The following is a 17,459-nucleotide window of genomic DNA, read 5'->3' as shown; positions in this document are numbered from 1 at the left end:
CAGGCTTATCATATTCATTGTTATTAATTATTATCATGAAAAATAAAAGTTGATGCCGATGTGGAATGTTTTTTACAGGAAAACACAATAAAAAACAGGCAGGGAAATATGATTAACTTCTTCTGCCTGATTCATCTGAATTAACCGCTTCGATAATAAGACTAGGCGCGAATAAACGCCAGTAGGTCGGCGTTGATCACATCAGCGTGGGTGGTGTGCATACCGTGAGGGAAGCCGGGGTAAATCTTTAAGATGCTGTTTGACAGTAACTCATCCTGCAACAAGGCGGCCGCTTTATAGGGCACCACCTGATCGTCATCGCCCTGCAACACCAGGGTGGGAACGGTGATGGCCTTTAAATCTTCCGTCTGATCGGTTTCCGAAAAGGCTTTGATCCCTTCGTAATGCGCTTTGGCGCTGCCGATCATCCCCTGACGCCACCAGTTCTGAATCGTTCCCTGGGAAATCTCTGCACCTGGGCGGTTGAAACCATAGAAAGGGCCGGAAGCGACATCAAGGTAGAACTGCGCACGGTTTGCCGCCAGCGCGGCGCGAAAACTATCGAACACCTCCAGCGGGGTGCCATTGGGATTGCTGGCGGTTTTTAACATCAACGGAGGCACCGCGCTGATCAACACCGCTTTGGCAACACGCCCCTGCGGCTGGCCATATTTGGCAACATAGCGGGCCACCTGACCACCGCCGGTAGAGTGGCCGATATGCACCGCATTATGCAGGTCAAGATGTTCCGCTACCGCTGACGCATCTGCTGCGTAATGGTCCATATCATGTCCGTCACTGACCTGGTCCGAGCGGCCATGACCGCGACGATCAATCGCAATCACCCGGTAACCTTGCGCCAGAAAGAACAGCATCTGATTGTCCCAGTCATCCGCCGTTAACGGCCAACCGTGATGGAAAACAATCGGTTGAGCCTCTTTGGGGCCCCAGTCTTTAAAGAAAATATTCACGCCATCTTTTGTCGTTACAAATGCCATAGAACAGACTCCTCATTGATATTTAAGGTTTTCTTCATCAGCCCCGGGGGTGGCACACGATTTTTCCCCCGCGAAAGTATAGTCAGAGAAGCCTGTCACTGTCGGGCCACAAGCGTGTCCCGGCGGCCTTGATTACCGGTTGGCTTAAGGATTTTTCAATTTTATTTCACAAGGTTGCATCGATTAATGCAGGGCGGGAGCACGGCTCAATTTGTACATGAGAGACGGTGTTACCGGGTGTATTTAATCAACTCTGCGCCAGGCTCGATATGATTCACATAACGCTCACTGTCGACTTTCCAGGTAGCTCCGGCTTCTTTCGACTGCATCACGACCCGAGCGGCGGCATCATCCAACAGAGTGCTGCGGGCCGGTGCGCTTTGCGCCACATTGACCACCGAAAATAGCAGGGCAAGACTGGCAATAATAATGTTGAAAGATTTCATGATGATTTCCTGTGTGATCCAATTTATAAGCAGGTTTGGCTGCGATTGGATAAATTGTAAACACCGGGGCGAGGTAACAAAATAGCGGATACCTGGCGAAGTCTTTCAGATAATTTGAAGGAATAACAGATCATCAGGGCAGCGTGAGCAATTATATTTTCGTCTAACTATCCTTCTGTATAACTTACTTTTTTTCCATCTCCCTCAGATAATAGACTTATATCGACTCGTGTCCGGCTTGCGCTATTTTAGCGACGATAAAAGTCAGGACGGCGATGTCGGCCATAAGGTGATTGACGGTGTGCTGGTGGATGAAGACACCAAACGCTTCCTGACACGGCAACTGGTGGCCTTTACCGAGTTTGCCGGACACTAATTTTCGTAATGATGGGTTATGTTGGTGCATAACCCCTGATTTACTGCCCCATATTGGTTCAATCCCGCCTCCGTTTTTCAACTGCGCCGGTTCTTTCTGACGTGAATTATCAGCAAAGATAAAATTGGCACACTTAATGCTTAATCATTGTTGAACAAACAACACCAGAGGCTCCACTATGAAAACGATGTTACGCATGGCCTGTCTTGCCGCACCTGTGTTTTTCAGCGTGGCCCAGGCTGCCACCCTTGTGCCCGGTAATCTGACCATTGGCTCTGACCTGACGTATCCGCCGTATAACTTCCTCAAACAGGATAAACCAGCGGGCTTTGATGCCGAGTTTATTGACCTGATCGCCTCACCGATGAAGCTCAAGCCGGTGGTGAAGGACACCCGTTTTGCCAGCCTGATCCTCGGTCTGAAAAGCAACAAATTCGACGTCGTGGCTTCCACGCTTTACGTCACACCTGAACGGGCGCAGCAGGTGGATTTCCTGCCGTATATGAAAACCGGGGGTTCGCTGCTGGTGACCGCCAGCTCGAGTTTTGCTCCGCAGAAACCGGAAGATCTGTGCGGTAAGCGGGTGGCATCGATCAAAGGCGGAGCCTGGATCGCCCGGTTGAATAAGGTGTCTGTTGACTACTGTCAGCCTAAAGGGCTGGGGGCTATTTCGGTACGTGAATTCCCGACCTCGCCGGAAGCTACTCAGGCGTTGCTGTCAGCCGCGGTGGATGTGCAGTACGAAGATGCTGCCGTCGCCAAAGCCACCGTCGAAAAAACCGGTAACCGCCTGAAAATCTCTTCTCAGCAGATGATTTATCCCGTGGTGGTGGGACTGGCGGTGAATAAAGACAATCCACAGCTGTTAAGCGCGCTGAAAGCCTCGTTTGCACAGAAGGTGAGCGACGGTAGCTATCGAGCGCTGTTGCAGAAATACAACCTGCAAATGCCGGATGCCGATGAAACCGCCAAAGCGCTGGCAGGCACGCTGTAACAAGGGTTAGCACTGGAGGAAGCATGCAATTTGACTGGCCTTACCTGATAAGTTTATTTCACTACGCAGACTTCTGGCGGGCCAGTTGGCTGGTGGTACAACTCAGTGTGCTGACCTGGTTAGGCGGAATCGTGCTGGGGCTGGGAGTCGCGCTGGCAAAACAGTCGCGCAATGCCGTGCTGCGTAACGCCGCTGCCTGTTACATCTGGCTGTTCCGCAGTTTGCCACTGTTGGTGCTGCTGATTTTTATCTTTAACCTGCCGCAAATTTTCCCGGCAACCAGCGGCGTGCTTTCTAACCCATTCGCCGCCGGTTTGCTGGCGTTGATTATCAGCGAAACCGCTTATATCGCTGAGATTCACCGTGGTGGCTTGCTGTCCGTGCAGCGTGGGCAGTTTGAAGCGGGCAGGGCGTTAGGACTCAACAACGCCCAGATCCGTTTGAGCATCATCATTCCCCAGGCATTACGCATCTCACTGCCAACGCTGGTGAACGAGTTTATCACCATCGTGAAGATGACCTCGTTGGTGTCGGTGATCTCGCTGTCAGAAATTCTGATGGTGGGTGAGCGTCTGTATACCGACAACTTCAAGGTGATGGAAACGCTGCTGGCGGTGGCCTGTTACTACGTTCTGATTGTCACCCTGTTCGAACGGCTGTTCGGCTGGCTGGAGCGTCGTTGGGATGTGCAGAATCGCACCCCGGCAGCCTTTGATGTCGCCCAGGCCAGAGCCCGTTTACCGGCACCGCAGGTGCAGACACGTAAAAGCCATAGCGCGTCAGCCAAACCGATTCTGCAATTAACCGGCCTGAGTAAAGCCTTTAATGGCAAGACGGTGCTGCGGGATATCAACCTTAGCGTCCAGCCCGGCGAAGTGATCTCAATTATCGGTCCTTCAGGCTCCGGCAAAACCACCCTGATCCGCATGGTCAATGGTCTGGAGACGATGGACCAGGGCAGCGTGGAACTGCTGGGGCGAGAATTTATCCGTGCCGGTCAGCGTGAAAATGCCTTGCCTTATCGGGCGCAGATCACCCGACTTGGCATGGTATTCCAGGGCTTCAATCTGTTCCCGCACAAAACGGTGCTGGAGAACCTGATGTTGGCTCCGCGTCTGCACAACCTCGATAGCCGTGAAGATCTGCATCAACGCAGTCTGGCGATGCTGGATAAAGTCGGCATGTTGGAACATGCCACCAAATATCCGCATCAGTTATCCGGCGGCCAGCAGCAGCGAGTGGCGATTGCCCGTACTCTGGTGATGAAACCGGCGGTGGTGTTATTTGATGAGCCGACCTCCGCGCTGGACCCGGAGCGCGTCAGCGAAGTGTTGCAGGTGATTGAAAAGCTGGCAGAGGAGGGGATTACCATGCTGATCGTCACCCATGAGATGAAGTTTGCTTTTGCCATTTCCGATCGTGTGGTGTTTATGGAGCAAGGGCGCATTGAAATTGACGCTTCACCGGCTGAGATTCGTCAAATGCGCGATCACCGCATCTTCCGTTTTATTGACGATATGGCCACGGCCTGAGGGCAAAGCATGAAAGGTTCTGCCGGAGAAACCCGCACCTTAACCATTGAAATTCCAGAACATCTTGATTTATCGGGTTTGCCTGCCTTTGAGCGGATTTCGATTTTGCTGCGAGAAAATATCATCAGCGGCAACCTGGTTGCGGGACAGGCATTGGCGGAGATCGAACTGGCGGCGTTATGCGATAGCTCGCGTAACACGCTCCGCGAAGCACTGCGCTTTTTACATGGCGAAGGGCTGGTGAATTATCACCAGAATCGCGGGGTGTTTGTTCGTCAGCTCGATAAGCGCGATGTGCGTGACATTTTCAAGGCGCGTCGTCATCTCGAGGTGCTGGCGCTGACGGTTAACAGCCCGATCAGTGATTTTCACCTGGCGCGTATGGCGCAGCATCTGGATAACGCCGCCCAAGCTGCGGCGAATGAGGCGTGGCGCAGCGTCGGTACCCACAGTCTGCGTTTTCATCAAAGCATCGTGCAGATGCTGGGTTGTGCGCGTTTTAATGATTTTTTCAGCGTGCTGCTGGCGCAATTACGTCTGCTGTTTTGCAGCGGAGCCGGCGAACGTGACTTTCAGTTGCCGTGGATTGCGCGTGACCGCGAAATCCTGGCATTACTGAGCCAACAACAAAGTGAGGCGGCGTGTCGTGCGCTGATTGACTATCTCGATTACTCGGAGCGTCAACTGACCGCCACCTTTAGCCATCCTCTTTCTCAAGGAGAATCATACTGATGTCGAATTATCCTGCCGCTTATCAGAGCACATCCGGCTCTGCACTGGATGTTGATCGCGCGTTTTATCAGGCGCTGGCCGAAGGGCCACGCGAGTTGACCGCATCCCATTTGATCCCGATCCGTACGGGTTTTGCCTGGGAAGTCCCGGCCGGGCATCTGTTCCGTATCACCACGCCAGAAGGCCCGCAGGTAGGGGATTTGAATATCTGGAACCGCCGCGATCCGCGTGAAAGAATGTGGGTTTCCCGCACACGCCAGCTACAACGGGCGCATCTTTCTACTTATGATCGTCTGTGGTCTAACTTGCCGTTTATCCGGCCTATGGCGACCATTACCGCAGATTCACTGGCGGATTATGGTATCGATAACGACGGTGGGCGCGTGCATGATCTGCTGGGCACGCGTTGCGATCCTTATGTTAACAAGCTGCTGACCGGTGAGGACTTTGATTTCCATTGTCATTCAAACCTGGTGCGTGCCGTGCAGCCGTGGGGGCTGACGGAATTTGATGTTCATGATGTGATGAACGTTTTCCAGTGCACCGGTCTGAATGATGATGACCAATATTTTATGAAAGCCTGTCCGGCGCAGAAAGGCGACTACCTTGAGTTCTTTGCCGAGATCGATCTGTTATGCGCGCTGTCAACCTGTCCGGGTGGCGATCTGTCATTGCCGATGTGGGGTGATGAAGCAGAGGATACGCTGAAAGTGTGCCGTCCGTTGGGGGTAGAAATCTATAAACCGCAGGAAGCGTTACTGGCAAACTGGAAGCCATCAGAATCACCGAATTATCGGGGTAATCATGGTATGCAGTTGAAGCCGGTGAGCTGGTAATTGCCACAAGCAAGAGCCAGCCGCGGGGGCTGGTTCTTAACATAATCTGAATTTCTGGTCTGGGATAGAATTACGATTAATGGCGCATAATGTATATTATGTTAAATACGATATCCGGCTAACCCCGCAACACCACCCCATCCCGTAACGGCGCGATTTATCGCGCGGATTTTACGTCACCACCGCTGGATGATACGCGATAAATCGCGCCGCTACGCAAAATTTCCCGCCCAATCCCCCTGCATTTTTCTCAGAATTCACGTAGCGACGCCTGATCTAAACCTTATATCTCATCACTTCCCTGATATTTTTCTGAACGGCAATGGAGACAACTCATCCTCATGCTATGTTTTCATGTCTCTACATAAACAAATGGAGAAAAAATAATGAGGTCATCATTTCAATTCCTCTTGATGCCCCTTTTGGCTGTTACCCGTATTGCCAGTCAGCCCAATGAGAATAATGATGGCAATATGGTTTCATCTATGAAGTTTATAAATAATGATCGTGGTAACAGCATGGTGTCTAATCAGGCCGTGGCTTCCTGCTCCACATCATATTCCGAATTTATTAAGTCTTTTGGTATGCCCCAGGATGTTTGCGAACAAAACATTAAAACCACCCAGGAATGGGTGTCGCGTAAAGAGTCAGCAAAAGTTGACGCAACGTCAGGCATCCTGAAAAAAGCCAATAAAATTGTAGAAAATGAGATAACGCAGCGCTGCGCCACGTCAACAAAAAATGAAAGGGATGTCTTAACCACCGCAATGCGACATAAGACAATAGCCTGTGATACCTTACGGGAAATCATTAGCGAAATAAAAAACGTCAGACTCACCAACGTCAGGCTTCCTGACGGGGAAATTGTAAATGCCAGTCCGGATTTAAAAAGCATCTCATTCGAAAGATGTTTCAACACCGCAGGCGATGAAATTAAAAATAAAATACTGGAATGCAGGAAATACCTTCAGACATTCAAAGCGAATAATAAGTATGGCGATCAGTCCATCGTAAAACAAAACAATGTTTTCATAAATAATATGATCGATGACCTTGATTTATTGGAGAATCTATTTCGACAAATTGAAAGTAAGGAGGCGGATATCGTGAGCAATTTACAGAGGCATTGCAACAGTGAAAGATTTAGTCCCGTCTGGGATCAATTCGACGCGGCGACACTCACGCTTAACAAGCTAAATAAGGTTGTTACCCAACTGGAAGAGAATCTCCAGTCGTTCAACACCCTCGTCATCCCACCTCCTGGCCCAATACGGGCGTAATCCCCTCGCCCACTTCCGGCGCGATCAATCGCGCCGTTACCCATCAGCGCAATTACGCAGTAGCATCAAAAATCACATACAACTTACGCATTGGCGTCTCCATCACCCAGGTGCCCTGCGTGTTGGCTTCAAAGAAAAAGCTGTCGCCCGGTTTGAAGGTTAAAGTAGCCTCACCGTCTGGCGTAAAGCTGCCAATCCCTTCGAGGAAATGCATGACCTCCGCCTGTTTCACGCCACGACGGTAACTTCCCGCGGTGCAGGCAAAGATGCCGCAATCAATGTCTTCCTTACCAGCAATCACCGTCTGAATACCGGAAAGCTGAATGGCGGCAGTGCCGGGTAAACCCTCAACGCTGCCCCAATCTTCCAACTGTTTAATGGACGCTGGCTGCGTTAATTTTTGCACTTTCATATAAAAAATTTCCTCATTTTCAACTTGTTAGGCTGAAGTCAGCTTAAACAATGCGTGCGCGAAATGGCGGCAGTTTTCACGCGCCAGAAGAAACTTTTGGGTGTAAATCCGCAGGGGTTTAGCAGAAACTTTTGTCAGGCGACAAAAAAGTCATAGCCCTCGAGCTATGACTTTATCAATGACGTTTACAGCGAAGAGATTACGTCAGTGCGCAGGTTAATGATGTGCTTACGAATTGAGGCGAGGCTTTTTTCCCGGTCGCCCTCACGCATGGCATTCAACAGATCAAGGTGCTCAGCGTGATTTTCCTGCTGCCGGTGCAACGGGCTGTGCAGACGAAACAGACGCACGTTAACCCGCAATCCCTTCAATACCTGCGCCAGCACAAGATTGCCGCTGGCTTCGGCAATGGTGTTATGCAGCTTTTCATCGAAGCGCCAGTAAAGATGCTCCTGCTCAGTTTCGCTGGCGATCAACTCCTGCAACTCTTTAATCAGGTTGTCGATGGTGGCGGCACTGATTTTGTCCAGCGCCTTACCCACCGCCTCTGCCTCCAGCACCTCACGCAGCGCCATCGTATCCAGATACTCTTTGATATCGATGGTGCGCACGGTATAAGAACGGGCACCGCGGCGTTCCAGCAGATTTTCACCTGCCAGGCGCACCAGTGCCTCACGCATCGGCGTGCGGGATACCTGTAACTCTTCCGCCAGGCGCGACTCCAGCATTTCACTGCTGCCGGGGATCTTACGCTCCAGAATTAACTCTTTCAGCAATGCATAAACCTGTTCAGACAGACTGGCTGATTTCATATACAACGGCTTCGCAGCCATAATCGCAGCAAGAGTATGATCCTGATAGTCGGTCATCTTTATGCAGTTTCCAGGAGTAAAATTGGGTGTGAGTTTACCGGATTATCCTCTCACAGGGAAAGGCACCGCGCAGGGCAGAAACGCCCCACTGCCCGCTCTGCCGTGATATTGCCCTTCTGACCAGACTTTTTCACCGCGCGAAAGCGTGATGGCGGGCCACGCCTGCACCCGTTTGCCTTCATACGGGGTGTGATCAGCATTGGTATGCAAATCATTGTTAGTAATGGTTTTATCGAGATCGGTATCCCAGATAACCAGGTCCGCATCTGAACCCACCGCGATGCTGCCTTTCTGCGGATAAAGTCCGTAGAGTTTTGCCGGTGCGGTGGCGGTCAAATCGACAAAACGCTGTGCCGAGATACGGTTTTGCAATACGCCTTCACTCATCAACAGCGGCAAACGCGTTTCCAGCCCGGCAATACCGTTCGGAACCAGGTCGAAAGAGGCATTGTCGCCGTGTAATTTCTTGCCGCGAGGATCATCAAAATTAAACGGGCAATGATCCGAGGAAAAAATGGTAAAGGTGCCGTTGGCTAAGGCATTCCACACCGCCTTCTGGCTATCGGTATCCCGCGGCGGCGGGCTACAAATGCATTTCGCGCCGTGGAAACTGTCATCAATACCGAGATCTTCAGCGGTCAGAAACAGATATTGCGGGCAGGTTTCGGAGAAAATATTGATGCCCTGACCCCGCGCCCAGTAAATCTGTTCTATGGCGGCGCGGCTTGATACATGAACCAACAGAATTGGCACATCAACCAACTCCGCCAGAGAAATAGCGCGGTGCGTCGCTTCGCGCTCACCAATGGGCGAATGCGCCAGCGCATGATAACGCGGTGCAGTTTTCCCCTGTTTTTTCAGGCGTTCCGTCAGCCAACTGATGCAATCATCATTCTCTGCGTGAATCATCGAAATCGCACCCGCCTCGCGTGCGGCTTCCAGCACATTGAGGATGTGATGATCGGTCAGTTTTAACGCGTCATACGTCATATAAATCTTGAACGAGGTATAACCCTGCGCAATCACTTCCGGGATCTCGTCAATCACCGCCTGGCTGGCATCGGTAATAATGACGTGGAACGCATAATCGATACTGGCTTTGCCTTCCGCCCGTTGATGATAAGCGGCAATCGCCTCCTTCAGGCTCTGCCCCTTAAACTGCATGGCGAACGGAATGATGGTGGTGGTGCCGCCACAGGCTGCTGAACGGGTACCGCTGATAAAGTCATCGGCCCCCACCGAGCCATCGGTGGAAGGTTGGTCGAGATGGCAATGGGCATCGACACCTCCTGGCGTCACCATGCGGCCTTCAGCATCAATCACCTGCTCTGCCTGCGCGGCATCCAGCTCAGCCGCGATCACGCTGATGCGACCATTATGGATACCAATATCACCGCGATAGCGATCGGCTGCCGTCACGATATCGGCATTTTTCACAATCAGATCAAAGGTCATGGCTGTGTCTCCCGGGTGTAAGCGCTGGACACTTCTTTAAAGCTCGGTTGTGCCGGTTCGCTGGTGTGCGTAGCGCTCTGGTAAGCTTTGGCGTAATGACGCTCGATCTTGCGCTGAATAAAGTCCCACAAGGTGGTGAGGAGCAGGTAATAGGTGGCGGCAACCATAAATAGCTCCAGCACCATGAACTGTTCCTGCATCAGGATTTGCGTACGACGTAACAACTCCTCCACGGAAATCACCGAGGCAATCGAGGTGGTTTTCAGTAACCCGTTAAAACTGTTCCCCAAAGAGGGCAGAATTAAGCGCATGGTTTGCGGGAAAATCACATAGCGCGCCACATTCAGATGGTTAAAACCAAGCGCTTTGGCAGCATTGATTTGCCCTTTCGGCAACGCCTGCACACCACCGCGAATGATCTCCGCCAGGTAGGCGGCTTCATTCAATACCAGGCCCATCACCACCGCCTCAATCACGCCAAAGCGGATACCGATTTGTGGCAGGCCGGTATAGATAATAATCAGCTGCACCAGTAACGGCGTGCCGCGAAAAACCCAGATATAAGCCCGTGCGATCTGATTAATCCAGGACCAGGGCGAGAGCCGGGCAAAGGCCAGTAATATTCCCAGTACCAGCCCGCCAGCCATACCCGCCAGGGTTAACAGGACGGTGTTCACCGCCCCCATGAAAATGAAATAGTTGGTGAGATAATGGAAGTACCCTTCCCAGCTCCAGCCCTGAATCATGATGAAATTTCCTTCGCTTAAGAGTTAGGACCCTGAACACTAAAGGTTCCGGTGATCATCTTCGCGCCATACTTATTAAACAGCGCAGGTAAGCTGCCATCGGCATTCATCTGGTTCAGCACTTTGGCGGTGGCGTCAGCCAGATGGGCATCTTTAAAGGCGATGGCCACCGGCGTGGGTTCGAGGCCAGAGAGCACCTGTTTGAACATGCCTTTGTGCTGATAATCGGCTGCGACCGCATCGATACTGATCACCGCGCTCACCTGTTGTGCACGCAATGCCTGGAACGCCACGGTAAAGTTATCAAAGGTATGGATATCCACCGGTTTCAGGCCTTTCGCTTCCAGTTCTTTGCTGATCTTACGGATGGTAGTCTCTTCAAAGCCGCCGATTTCTACCCCGACGCTTTTACCTGCCAGATCTTCAACCTTCTGGATCTTGCCGCTATCGGCTGGTGCCACTGAAACGCTGATGGCCTGGCTTTCATACGGGATCATGTACATCATTTTGGCGCGCGCCGGGGTGAAGAAAATGCCGGTGTTGATCATGTCCCAGCGGCCACCCTGCAAACCGGGCACCATTGCGGAGAATTCGATGCGGGTATAGTCAGGTTTCAGGCACAGGCGCTTGGCAATCTCCTCGCCCAGCTCAATACGCATTCCTTTTAATTGTCCTTCACCGTCAACATATTGCAGCGGCGGCAGTGTCGGGTTGGTGGACATTTTTAACTCACCCGCGGTCACCAGCGTTGCGCCCTGCACCGGGGTACAGGCGGCAAAACTGGTTTGTGCAAACAGGCTACCGGTCAGAAGAGACGCAGCCGCAATCAGGGTTAATTTCGCGTTCATTTACATTCTCCGAATAAGTAACAATCAGGCCGGTTATCAGTGCTTGAAGCTGTTCAGCACGTTGAGTTTTTCTAATTCATGTCGCAGCACCTGTTCCAGGTTGCTGGCGAGCGGCAGACGTGGTGCGCGCGGGATGCCCACCTCCAGTCCCATCATCGCCAGACCCGCTTTGCTGGCGGCCACGTAATGTGGCCCGCCAACGGCACGTACCACGGGCAGAATTTTGTGGTACAGCGCCAGCGCTTCATTGCGGTCAAGACGATCGCACGCGGCTTCAAACATCTGTGCGCATTGCGCCGGTAACAGGTTGGACGCCACCGCCACCCAACCGCAGGCACCCAGCCAGAAAGATTCGTAACCCAGAATGCCCGCGAAAACGTTCATGCGATCGCCGCACAGTTCGATGATGTCGCGTACACGCGTCACCTCAAGGGTGGATTCCTTGATGTAGCTGACGGTGTCGATTTCCGATAAACGCGCCACGGTTTTTGGCAGCAGGTCGACATTGGCGGTGGCCGGGTTGTTGTAAATCATGATCGGAATCGAGATGGCCTCACCCACTGCACGATAATGGGCAAACAACTCGTCTTCGTTCGGGCAGCTATAAAACGGCGGGATAATCATCACGCCATCCGCGCCCATCGCTTCGGCTTCTTTACTCAATTCAACGCATTCCGGCGTCCATTCTGCGCCAGTACCCATCAACACCGGCACACGCCCTCTGGCGGTGCGAATCACCGTTTCGGTGACCAGTTGTCGTTCCTCACGCGTCATGGATAAAAATTCACCGGTACTGCCCAGCGGGATAAGCCCATGAATTCCTTGTTCAATTTGCCAATCGACTAATTTTTCCAGGGCTGGCACGTCAATTGCTAAACCATCCTGAGTAAAGGGGGTAATCAACACCGTATAAGTACCGCGAAACGCTGCCATATTGAGTTCCTTAAGAAAATACTTGATGCATACCGTTTGTATACCGTATACATACTGTATACACAAGCGTTGCTGGATCACAAGCGTTATGGAACTCAAATCACCAAATATCACTCCTGCGGGCGACCGCCTGACCATCTGGTTTGATGGCAAAGCCGTACCGGCGCTGCCTGACGAAACCATTGCCGCCGCCCTTGCACGGCAAAATATTGTGGCAATCCGCGAGGAAACACCGGGCGAAAAACGCGGCTTATGGTGTGGCATGGGGGCGTGCTACGAATGCGTGGTACAGGTGGATGGCAAAGGATCGCAACGCAGTTGCATGACGTTAGTGCAGGACGGTATGCAGGTGCACAGCCAGCGCGCCGACCAACCCCCGGCCATTCCTCTGACATCGGTGCCAGACAACATCGCACCGGAAACACGCGAGTACGATTTGCTGGTGCTGGGTGCCGGACCCGCCGGACTTTCAGCCGCCCGCGTCGCGGCCAGTGCGGGTGCAACGGTGCTGGTGATTGATGAGCGACCACAAAGCGGCGGCCAGTTTTTTAAACCGCTGGCCCCTTCTCATACCCTGCACGGCAAAGCGCCGCAGCAGTGGCGTGATGGCGAGCAGTTATTGTCAGCAACCCTGGCCGCCGGGGTTGAGATCCTGCAACAGGCCACGGTCTGGGCCGCCTTCTCCGCACAGGAAATTGGGGTTATCTGGCGTGACACGTCATTATTGATTCGCCCGAAGCAACTGATTATCGCTACCGGTGCGTATGAACGCCCGGTGCCCTTTCCCGGCTGGACTTTGCCTGGGGTGATGACCACCGGCGCAGGTCAGACGCTGGCAAAAGCTTATCGGGTGATCCCCGGCGAAAAAGTGGTGGTAAGTGGCAACGGGCCGCTGAATCTCCAGTTTGCCGCTGAACTGGTTGCCAGCGAAGGTCAGGTGGTTGAGGTGCTGGAACGCGCAGCAAAACCTGGCATCCGCTTGCTGCGCCAGATCCTCACCATGACCAAAGTAGCCCCTGAGTTGTTGCTCAAGGGCCAGCACTATCTCTCCATCCTGAAGAAAAACCGCGTGCCGGTAAGCTGGGGTTATGAAGTGGTTGCCGCACACGGGCAGGATCGCCTCGAACGCATTACCGTAATGCGGGTGGATGCAGGCGGGCAACGCATTCCCGGCTCCAGTCGCGAAATCCCATGCGATGTGCTGTGTCTGGGACACGGTTTTATCCCCACCACCGATTTAGCGCGCTCGCTGGGTTGTGAGCAGCAACTCGCCAGCACACCGTTCAGCACCCCGACGATCAAAACCGACGCCGAGGGCGCAACCAGCGTACCCGGCGTGTACGTTGTCGGTGATGGCGCGCGGCTGGGTGGCGCGCAGATTGCTCAGGCTCGCGGTCAGTTGGCCGGTTATCGCGCACTCAGCGCGCTGGGGAAAACGGCGAGCGGCATCGATACGCATAAGTTGAAAAAACAGGTTGCCCGTGCCGAATCATTCCAGCAGGCATTGTGGCAGGTTTACCAGGCACCGCCCGTCAGTCTGCAAGCGCAGCCCGATGAGACGGTGATTTGCCGTTGTGAAAATATCACCCTTGGCCGTTTACGCAGCGCGATCCGTCAGGGTATCGACACGCCCGCCGCGCTGAAACGTAACCTGCGCGTCGGGATGGGGTTATGCCAGGGGCGCACCTGCGCCGGGATGGTGGCGCAACTGGTGAGCGAAATGACCAGGCGTCACCACCACACCGCCGGGTTTTATGCCCCGCGCTTCCCGGTCCGTCCGGTGCCGATCGCCGCGCTGACGTTTGAGAAACAGGAATGGGGCGGCCACAAACCGGCTATCACCCCTAACCTGGCGCGCCCGGTCGAAAACTCACCGATAGCGCCGCAAAAAACGGATGTGCTGGTGATTGGCGGCGGTGTCATGGGCAATTGTCTTGGCTATTACCTTGCCGCTGGCGGCGCGGATACCCTGGTGGTGGAGCGCGACGACATCAATTTACAGGCTTCCGGCGCCAACGCCGGCAGCCTGCATGTCCAGCTGCTGTCGTTTGATTTTGGTGCCAAAGCCGAGCAAGGCGGTGGTCCCGCTGCGCAAACGCTGCCACTTGGGCCGCTCTCGGTGCGGCTGTGGCAGGAACTGGAAGCGGCGAGCGGTGAGTCGCTGGAGATCAAAATCACCGGTGGTCTGATGGTGGCGGAAACCGCGCAGGAGATGCGTTTTCTTGAACAGAAGATCGCGCTGGAACGCCGCTTTGGCATCGACGCGACGCTGCTGGATGCCAGTGAACTGGCACGGCTTTCCCCTCACCTTTCCCCGCAGCTGATCGGCGCTGAATTCTGCCCAATTGAGGGCAAAATCAACCCACTGCGCGCCACTTATGTGGTGAACAAACTGGCGCGCGCCCAAGGGGCACGCTTTCAGCGCGGCACCGATGTGACGGCGATTGAACGCATGTCGCATGGCGGGTATCGGGTACAGACCAGCCGTGGCGTGATTGAAGCCCAACGCGTGATTAACGCAGCCGGTGCCTGGGCGGCCAAAGTGGGTGAAATGGTTGGCATCAATGTGCCGGTGAAAGGCGCACCGCTGCAAATGATCGTCACCGAACGTGTCGTGCCGTTGGTCGATCATCTGATTGCCCACGCCGGGCGTCACCTCAGCCTGAAGCAAACCGCCCACGGCAGTTTATTAATTGGCGGCGGCTGGAGCGCGCAATTTAACCCGGCGATGCGCCTGAATCAGCCGTGCCGCGAAAGTATCGAAGGCAATTTATGGGTCGCCAATCGCGTCCTGCCTGCCTTAAGTGGCCTGCATATGGTACGTAGCTGGGCCGGAATGAATATCAATATTGATGGCGCGCCGATCATTGGCGACGTCCCCGGCCTGCCCGGTTTTTACAACGCCGTCACTTCTAATGGTTACACCCTGTCACCAGTGGTGGCCCACAGTCTGGCGCAGCTCATTTTGCGCGGCAGCAGCGACATCGATCTGTCGCCTTTCCACCTTTCCCGTTTCGATAATCACAGGACCGCAGTCAATGAGTAAACAACGTGTCGCCACATGGATTGAAAGCCACTTCTCCCAACAGGTTGAGATGTTAAAACGTCTGGTGCAGACGCCTTCCGACAACCCACCGGGCGATTGCACCCCACATGCGCTGGTCACCGCGCAGCTACTGCGCGACGTTGGACTGGAGGTTGAAACCTTTACCGTGCCGGATGAGGTGGTACTGGCAGCCGGGATGCGTAGCGCCACTAACCTGATCGTGCGCCATCGTTTCGGACCGGGGCCGACGGTCGCGCTGAATGCGCACGGCGATGTCGTGCCGCCGGGCGGCGGCTGGAGCAAAGATCCTTACGGTGCGGAAATTGAAAATGGCTGGCTGTATGGACGCGGTGCGGCGGTGTCTAAATCGGATATCACCACCTACACCTATGCCTTGCTGGCGTTGATCCACAGCGGCACGGCGTTAAACGGCACCATCGAACTGCACATCACTTACGATGAGGAGACGGGCGGCGCCACCGGTCCAGGCTGGCTGCTGGAGAATGGCATCAGTAAACCCGATTACGCGGTGTGCGCCGCGCTGAGCTACTTTGTCGTTACCGCACATAATGGGTGTTTGCATCTGGAAATTGCCGTGCAGGGCAAATCCGCCCATGCCGCCTTCCCGTCCAGCGGCTGTGACGCCATTGAAGCCGGTAACCGTTTAATGACCGCGTTGTATCGCTATCGCGACACGCTGGCGGAAAAACATTCGGCGGTAGCGGGTATCGATTCCCCCACGCTGGTGATTGGCCTGGTTGAGGGCGGCATCAACACCAACGTGGTGTCGGATAACCTGGTGATCCGCCTCGATCGTCGCATTATCCCGGAAGAGCAGCCGGAAGCGGTTGAAGCGGAGTTGCTGGCGCTGATTCGCGAGGTTGAACAACAGCTCAGCGGTATCACCTGTGATGTGAAACGTATTTTGCTGGCGCGTCCGTTCACCTCATCGCCTGCCAGTATCGAACTGGCGAACATTTTCAGCCAGCAGGCCGAAGCTATCCTACAAGAACCGATCCCGTTAGTAGGTCTGCCGCTGTATACCGATGCCCGTCTGTATAGCGCCGCCGGTATTCCCACCATTATGTACGGGGCCGGGCCGCGCAGTTTCCTTGAGGCCAACGGACATCGCGCCGATGAGCGCGTACACCTGGATGATTTACATCGTGCCACGCAGATTGTGGCGAATAGCCTGTTAACCCTTTTGCAGGAGAAATCTGCATGATCGCCATTAATAATCTGTCGAAATATTATGGTCAGTTGCCGGTGTTGAAAAATTGCACCCTCAATATCAAAAAAGGCGAAGTGGTGGTGATTTGCGGCCCGTCCGGTTCCGGTAAATCAACCTTAATTAAATGCATCAATGCGCTGGAACCGTTTCAGCGCGGCGAAATCAATGTTGATGGCATGATGTTAAGTGATAAAAAAACCAATCTCACCAGCCTGCGTCAGCAAGTCGGTATGGTGTTTCAGTCGTTCGAGCTGTTTCCACATATGACGGTGCTGGATAATTTGCTGGTGCCGCAGATGCGGATTTTGAAACGCCAGCGCGCGGAGGCGTTAAATAAGGCCCAGGAATTATTGCAACGCGTCGGACTGGAGCGGCACGGCCACAAATACCCGGCGCAGCTCTCGGGCGGTCAGCAGCAGCGTGTGGCAATTGCCCGCGCGCTGGCGATGAACCCTAAAGTGATGCTGTTTGATGAGCCAACCTCAGCGCTGGACCCGGAAATGGTCGCCGAAGTGCTGGCGGTGATGGCGGAACTGGCGGCGGAAGGCATGACCATGTGTTGTGTCACCCACGAACTGGGCTTTGCGCGTAAAATTGCCGATCGCGTTATCTTTATGGACGGCGGCGAAATTATTGAAGATGCTGAGGCAGAAACCTTCTTCACCGCACCGGTATCACCCCGGGCGAGGAACTTCCTCGATCAAATCATCCAACATTAAACA

The 17,459-nt window shown here is 53.8% G+C and carries 17 protein-coding genes; 9 read left to right on the top strand and 8 right to left on the bottom strand.

Annotation, left to right across the window (positions count from 1 at the left end; translation table 11 throughout):
- Positions 1-161: 161 nt before the first annotated feature.
- Together AC6I8R_RS09875 and AC6I8R_RS09870 are read right to left on the bottom strand one after the other, a co-directional pair.
- Positions 162-998 carry an alpha/beta fold hydrolase gene (locus tag AC6I8R_RS09875; RefSeq protein WP_497832193.1) on the bottom strand — a complete coding sequence of 279 codons (837 nt, stop codon included), beginning with the start codon at positions 996-998 and terminating at the stop codon, positions 162-164.
- 230 nt (positions 999-1,228) lie between these two features.
- Complete coding sequence (locus tag AC6I8R_RS09870; RefSeq protein WP_415174219.1) at positions 1,229-1,444, bottom strand: DUF1471 domain-containing protein; 216 nt, start codon at positions 1,442-1,444, stop codon at positions 1,229-1,231.
- A gap of 238 nt (positions 1,445-1,682) precedes the next feature.
- Here AC6I8R_RS09870 and AC6I8R_RS09865 point away from each other — a divergent pair, with 238 nt between their 5' ends.
- The 6 genes from AC6I8R_RS09865 (at position 1,683) to AC6I8R_RS09840 (ending at position 7,194) form a co-directional block, all read left to right on the top strand.
- The gene (locus tag AC6I8R_RS09865) at positions 1,683-1,820 is read left to right on the top strand and encodes a hypothetical protein (protein ID WP_415174220.1); all 138 of its coding nucleotides are present in this window, start codon (positions 1,683-1,685) and stop codon (positions 1,818-1,820) included.
- A 178-nt stretch (positions 1,821-1,998) separates the two neighbouring features.
- Complete coding sequence (locus AC6I8R_RS09860; RefSeq protein ID WP_415174221.1) at positions 1,999-2,814, top strand: ABC transporter substrate-binding protein; 816 nt, start codon at positions 1,999-2,001, stop codon at positions 2,812-2,814.
- 23 nt (positions 2,815-2,837) lie between these two features.
- On the top strand, positions 2,838-4,346 hold the full coding sequence (locus tag AC6I8R_RS09855; protein ID WP_415174222.1) for an amino acid ABC transporter permease/ATP-binding protein: 1,509 nt from the start codon (positions 2,838-2,840) through the stop codon (positions 4,344-4,346).
- 9 nt (positions 4,347-4,355) lie between these two features.
- Positions 4,356-5,078, top strand: a complete 723-nt coding sequence (locus AC6I8R_RS09850; RefSeq protein WP_021183242.1) for a GntR family transcriptional regulator — start codon at positions 4,356-4,358, stop codon at positions 5,076-5,078.
- Entirely contained in the window at positions 5,078-5,914 is an 837-nt protein-coding gene (locus tag AC6I8R_RS09845) for an urea carboxylase-associated family protein (protein WP_415174224.1), read from the top strand. Before AC6I8R_RS09850 ends, AC6I8R_RS09845 begins: the two co-directional genes overlap by 1 nt.
- Positions 5,915-6,300: 386 nt before the next feature.
- Positions 6,301-7,194, top strand: coding sequence for a hypothetical protein (locus AC6I8R_RS09840; RefSeq protein ID WP_497832192.1), 894 nt, complete (start codon positions 6,301-6,303; stop codon positions 7,192-7,194).
- Between the two features lie 52 nt (positions 7,195-7,246).
- Here the strand turns inward: AC6I8R_RS09840 and AC6I8R_RS09835 are convergent, their stop codons facing one another.
- From AC6I8R_RS09835 to AC6I8R_RS09810, 6 genes are all read right to left on the bottom strand, one after another.
- The gene (locus AC6I8R_RS09835; protein WP_021183245.1) at positions 7,247-7,606 is read right to left on the bottom strand and encodes a cupin domain-containing protein; all 360 of its coding nucleotides are present in this window, start codon (positions 7,604-7,606) and stop codon (positions 7,247-7,249) included.
- 185 nt (positions 7,607-7,791) lie between these two features.
- Complete coding sequence (locus tag AC6I8R_RS09830; RefSeq protein ID WP_497832191.1) at positions 7,792-8,475, bottom strand: GntR family transcriptional regulator; 684 nt, start codon at positions 8,473-8,475, stop codon at positions 7,792-7,794.
- Between the two features lie 45 nt (positions 8,476-8,520).
- On the bottom strand, positions 8,521-9,933 hold the full coding sequence (gene hydA, locus AC6I8R_RS09825; RefSeq protein ID WP_497832190.1) for a dihydropyrimidinase: 1,413 nt from the start codon (positions 9,931-9,933) through the stop codon (positions 8,521-8,523).
- The gene (locus tag AC6I8R_RS09820) at positions 9,930-10,679 is read right to left on the bottom strand and encodes an amino acid ABC transporter permease (RefSeq protein ID WP_021183248.1); all 750 of its coding nucleotides are present in this window, start codon (positions 10,677-10,679) and stop codon (positions 9,930-9,932) included. Before AC6I8R_RS09820 ends, hydA begins: the two co-directional genes overlap by 4 nt.
- 17 nt (positions 10,680-10,696) lie before the next feature.
- The gene (locus AC6I8R_RS09815) at positions 10,697-11,527 is read right to left on the bottom strand and encodes an ABC transporter substrate-binding protein (protein ID WP_021183249.1); all 831 of its coding nucleotides are present in this window, start codon (positions 11,525-11,527) and stop codon (positions 10,697-10,699) included.
- A gap of 36 nt (positions 11,528-11,563) precedes the next feature.
- A complete protein-coding gene (locus tag AC6I8R_RS09810) occupies positions 11,564-12,460 on the bottom strand; it encodes a dihydrodipicolinate synthase family protein (RefSeq protein ID WP_021183250.1) in 897 nt (298 codons plus the stop codon).
- An 88-nt stretch (positions 12,461-12,548) separates the two neighbouring features.
- Between AC6I8R_RS09810 and AC6I8R_RS09805 the strand changes: the two genes are divergently transcribed.
- Genes AC6I8R_RS09805 through AC6I8R_RS09795 form a run of 3 tightly spaced genes read left to right on the top strand, consistent with a single transcriptional unit; the run spans position 12,549 to position 17,456 of the window.
- The gene (locus tag AC6I8R_RS09805) at positions 12,549-15,506 is read left to right on the top strand and encodes an FAD-dependent oxidoreductase (RefSeq protein WP_497832189.1); all 2,958 of its coding nucleotides are present in this window, start codon (positions 12,549-12,551) and stop codon (positions 15,504-15,506) included.
- Positions 15,499-16,731, top strand: a complete 1,233-nt coding sequence (locus AC6I8R_RS09800; RefSeq protein WP_497832188.1) for a M20/M25/M40 family metallo-hydrolase — start codon at positions 15,499-15,501, stop codon at positions 16,729-16,731. Before AC6I8R_RS09805 ends, AC6I8R_RS09800 begins: the two co-directional genes overlap by 8 nt.
- Positions 16,728-17,456 carry an amino acid ABC transporter ATP-binding protein gene (locus AC6I8R_RS09795; protein ID WP_021183253.1) on the top strand — a complete coding sequence of 243 codons (729 nt, stop codon included), beginning with the start codon at positions 16,728-16,730 and terminating at the stop codon, positions 17,454-17,456. Before AC6I8R_RS09800 ends, AC6I8R_RS09795 begins: the two co-directional genes overlap by 4 nt.
- Positions 17,457-17,459: the final 3 nt, after the last annotated feature.

The organism is Pantoea sp. X-Soil-OKNW-713, assembly GCF_059730685.1.
This window is presented reverse-complemented; position numbering and strand designations above follow the sequence as displayed.

Excerpts from the sequence above, each read along its gene's own strand:
- AC6I8R_RS09855 (WP_415174222.1), top strand. The coding sequence starts at position 2,838 with ATGCAATTTGACTGGCCTTACCTGATAAGTTTATTTCACTACGCAGAC.
- AC6I8R_RS09875 (WP_497832193.1), bottom strand. The coding sequence starts at position 998 with ATGGCATTTGTAACGACAAAAGATGGCGTGAATATTTTCTTTAAAGAC.
- AC6I8R_RS09835 (WP_021183245.1), bottom strand. The coding sequence starts at position 7,606 with ATGAAAGTGCAAAAATTAACGCAGCCAGCGTCCATTAAACAGTTGGAA.
- AC6I8R_RS09815 (WP_021183249.1), bottom strand. The coding sequence starts at position 11,527 with ATGAACGCGAAATTAACCCTGATTGCGGCTGCGTCTCTTCTGACCGGT.
- AC6I8R_RS09800 (WP_497832188.1), top strand. The coding sequence starts at position 15,499 with ATGAGTAAACAACGTGTCGCCACATGGATTGAAAGCCACTTCTCCCAA.
- AC6I8R_RS09860 (WP_415174221.1), top strand. The coding sequence starts at position 1,999 with ATGAAAACGATGTTACGCATGGCCTGTCTTGCCGCACCTGTGTTTTTC.
- AC6I8R_RS09845 (WP_415174224.1), top strand. The coding sequence starts at position 5,078 with ATGTCGAATTATCCTGCCGCTTATCAGAGCACATCCGGCTCTGCACTG.
- AC6I8R_RS09870 (WP_415174219.1), bottom strand. The coding sequence starts at position 1,444 with ATGAAATCTTTCAACATTATTATTGCCAGTCTTGCCCTGCTATTTTCG.
- AC6I8R_RS09805 (WP_497832189.1), top strand. The coding sequence starts at position 12,549 with ATGGAACTCAAATCACCAAATATCACTCCTGCGGGCGACCGCCTGACC.
- AC6I8R_RS09850 (WP_021183242.1), top strand. The coding sequence starts at position 4,356 with ATGAAAGGTTCTGCCGGAGAAACCCGCACCTTAACCATTGAAATTCCA.
- AC6I8R_RS09820 (WP_021183248.1), bottom strand. The coding sequence starts at position 10,679 with ATGATTCAGGGCTGGAGCTGGGAAGGGTACTTCCATTATCTCACCAAC.
- AC6I8R_RS09830 (WP_497832191.1), bottom strand. The coding sequence starts at position 8,475 with ATGACCGACTATCAGGATCATACTCTTGCTGCGATTATGGCTGCGAAG.
- AC6I8R_RS09810 (WP_021183250.1), bottom strand. The coding sequence starts at position 12,460 with ATGGCAGCGTTTCGCGGTACTTATACGGTGTTGATTACCCCCTTTACT.
- AC6I8R_RS09795 (WP_021183253.1), top strand. The coding sequence starts at position 16,728 with ATGATCGCCATTAATAATCTGTCGAAATATTATGGTCAGTTGCCGGTG.
- hydA (WP_497832190.1), bottom strand. The coding sequence starts at position 9,933 with ATGACCTTTGATCTGATTGTGAAAAATGCCGATATCGTGACGGCAGCC.
- AC6I8R_RS09840 (WP_497832192.1), top strand. The coding sequence starts at position 6,301 with ATGAGGTCATCATTTCAATTCCTCTTGATGCCCCTTTTGGCTGTTACC.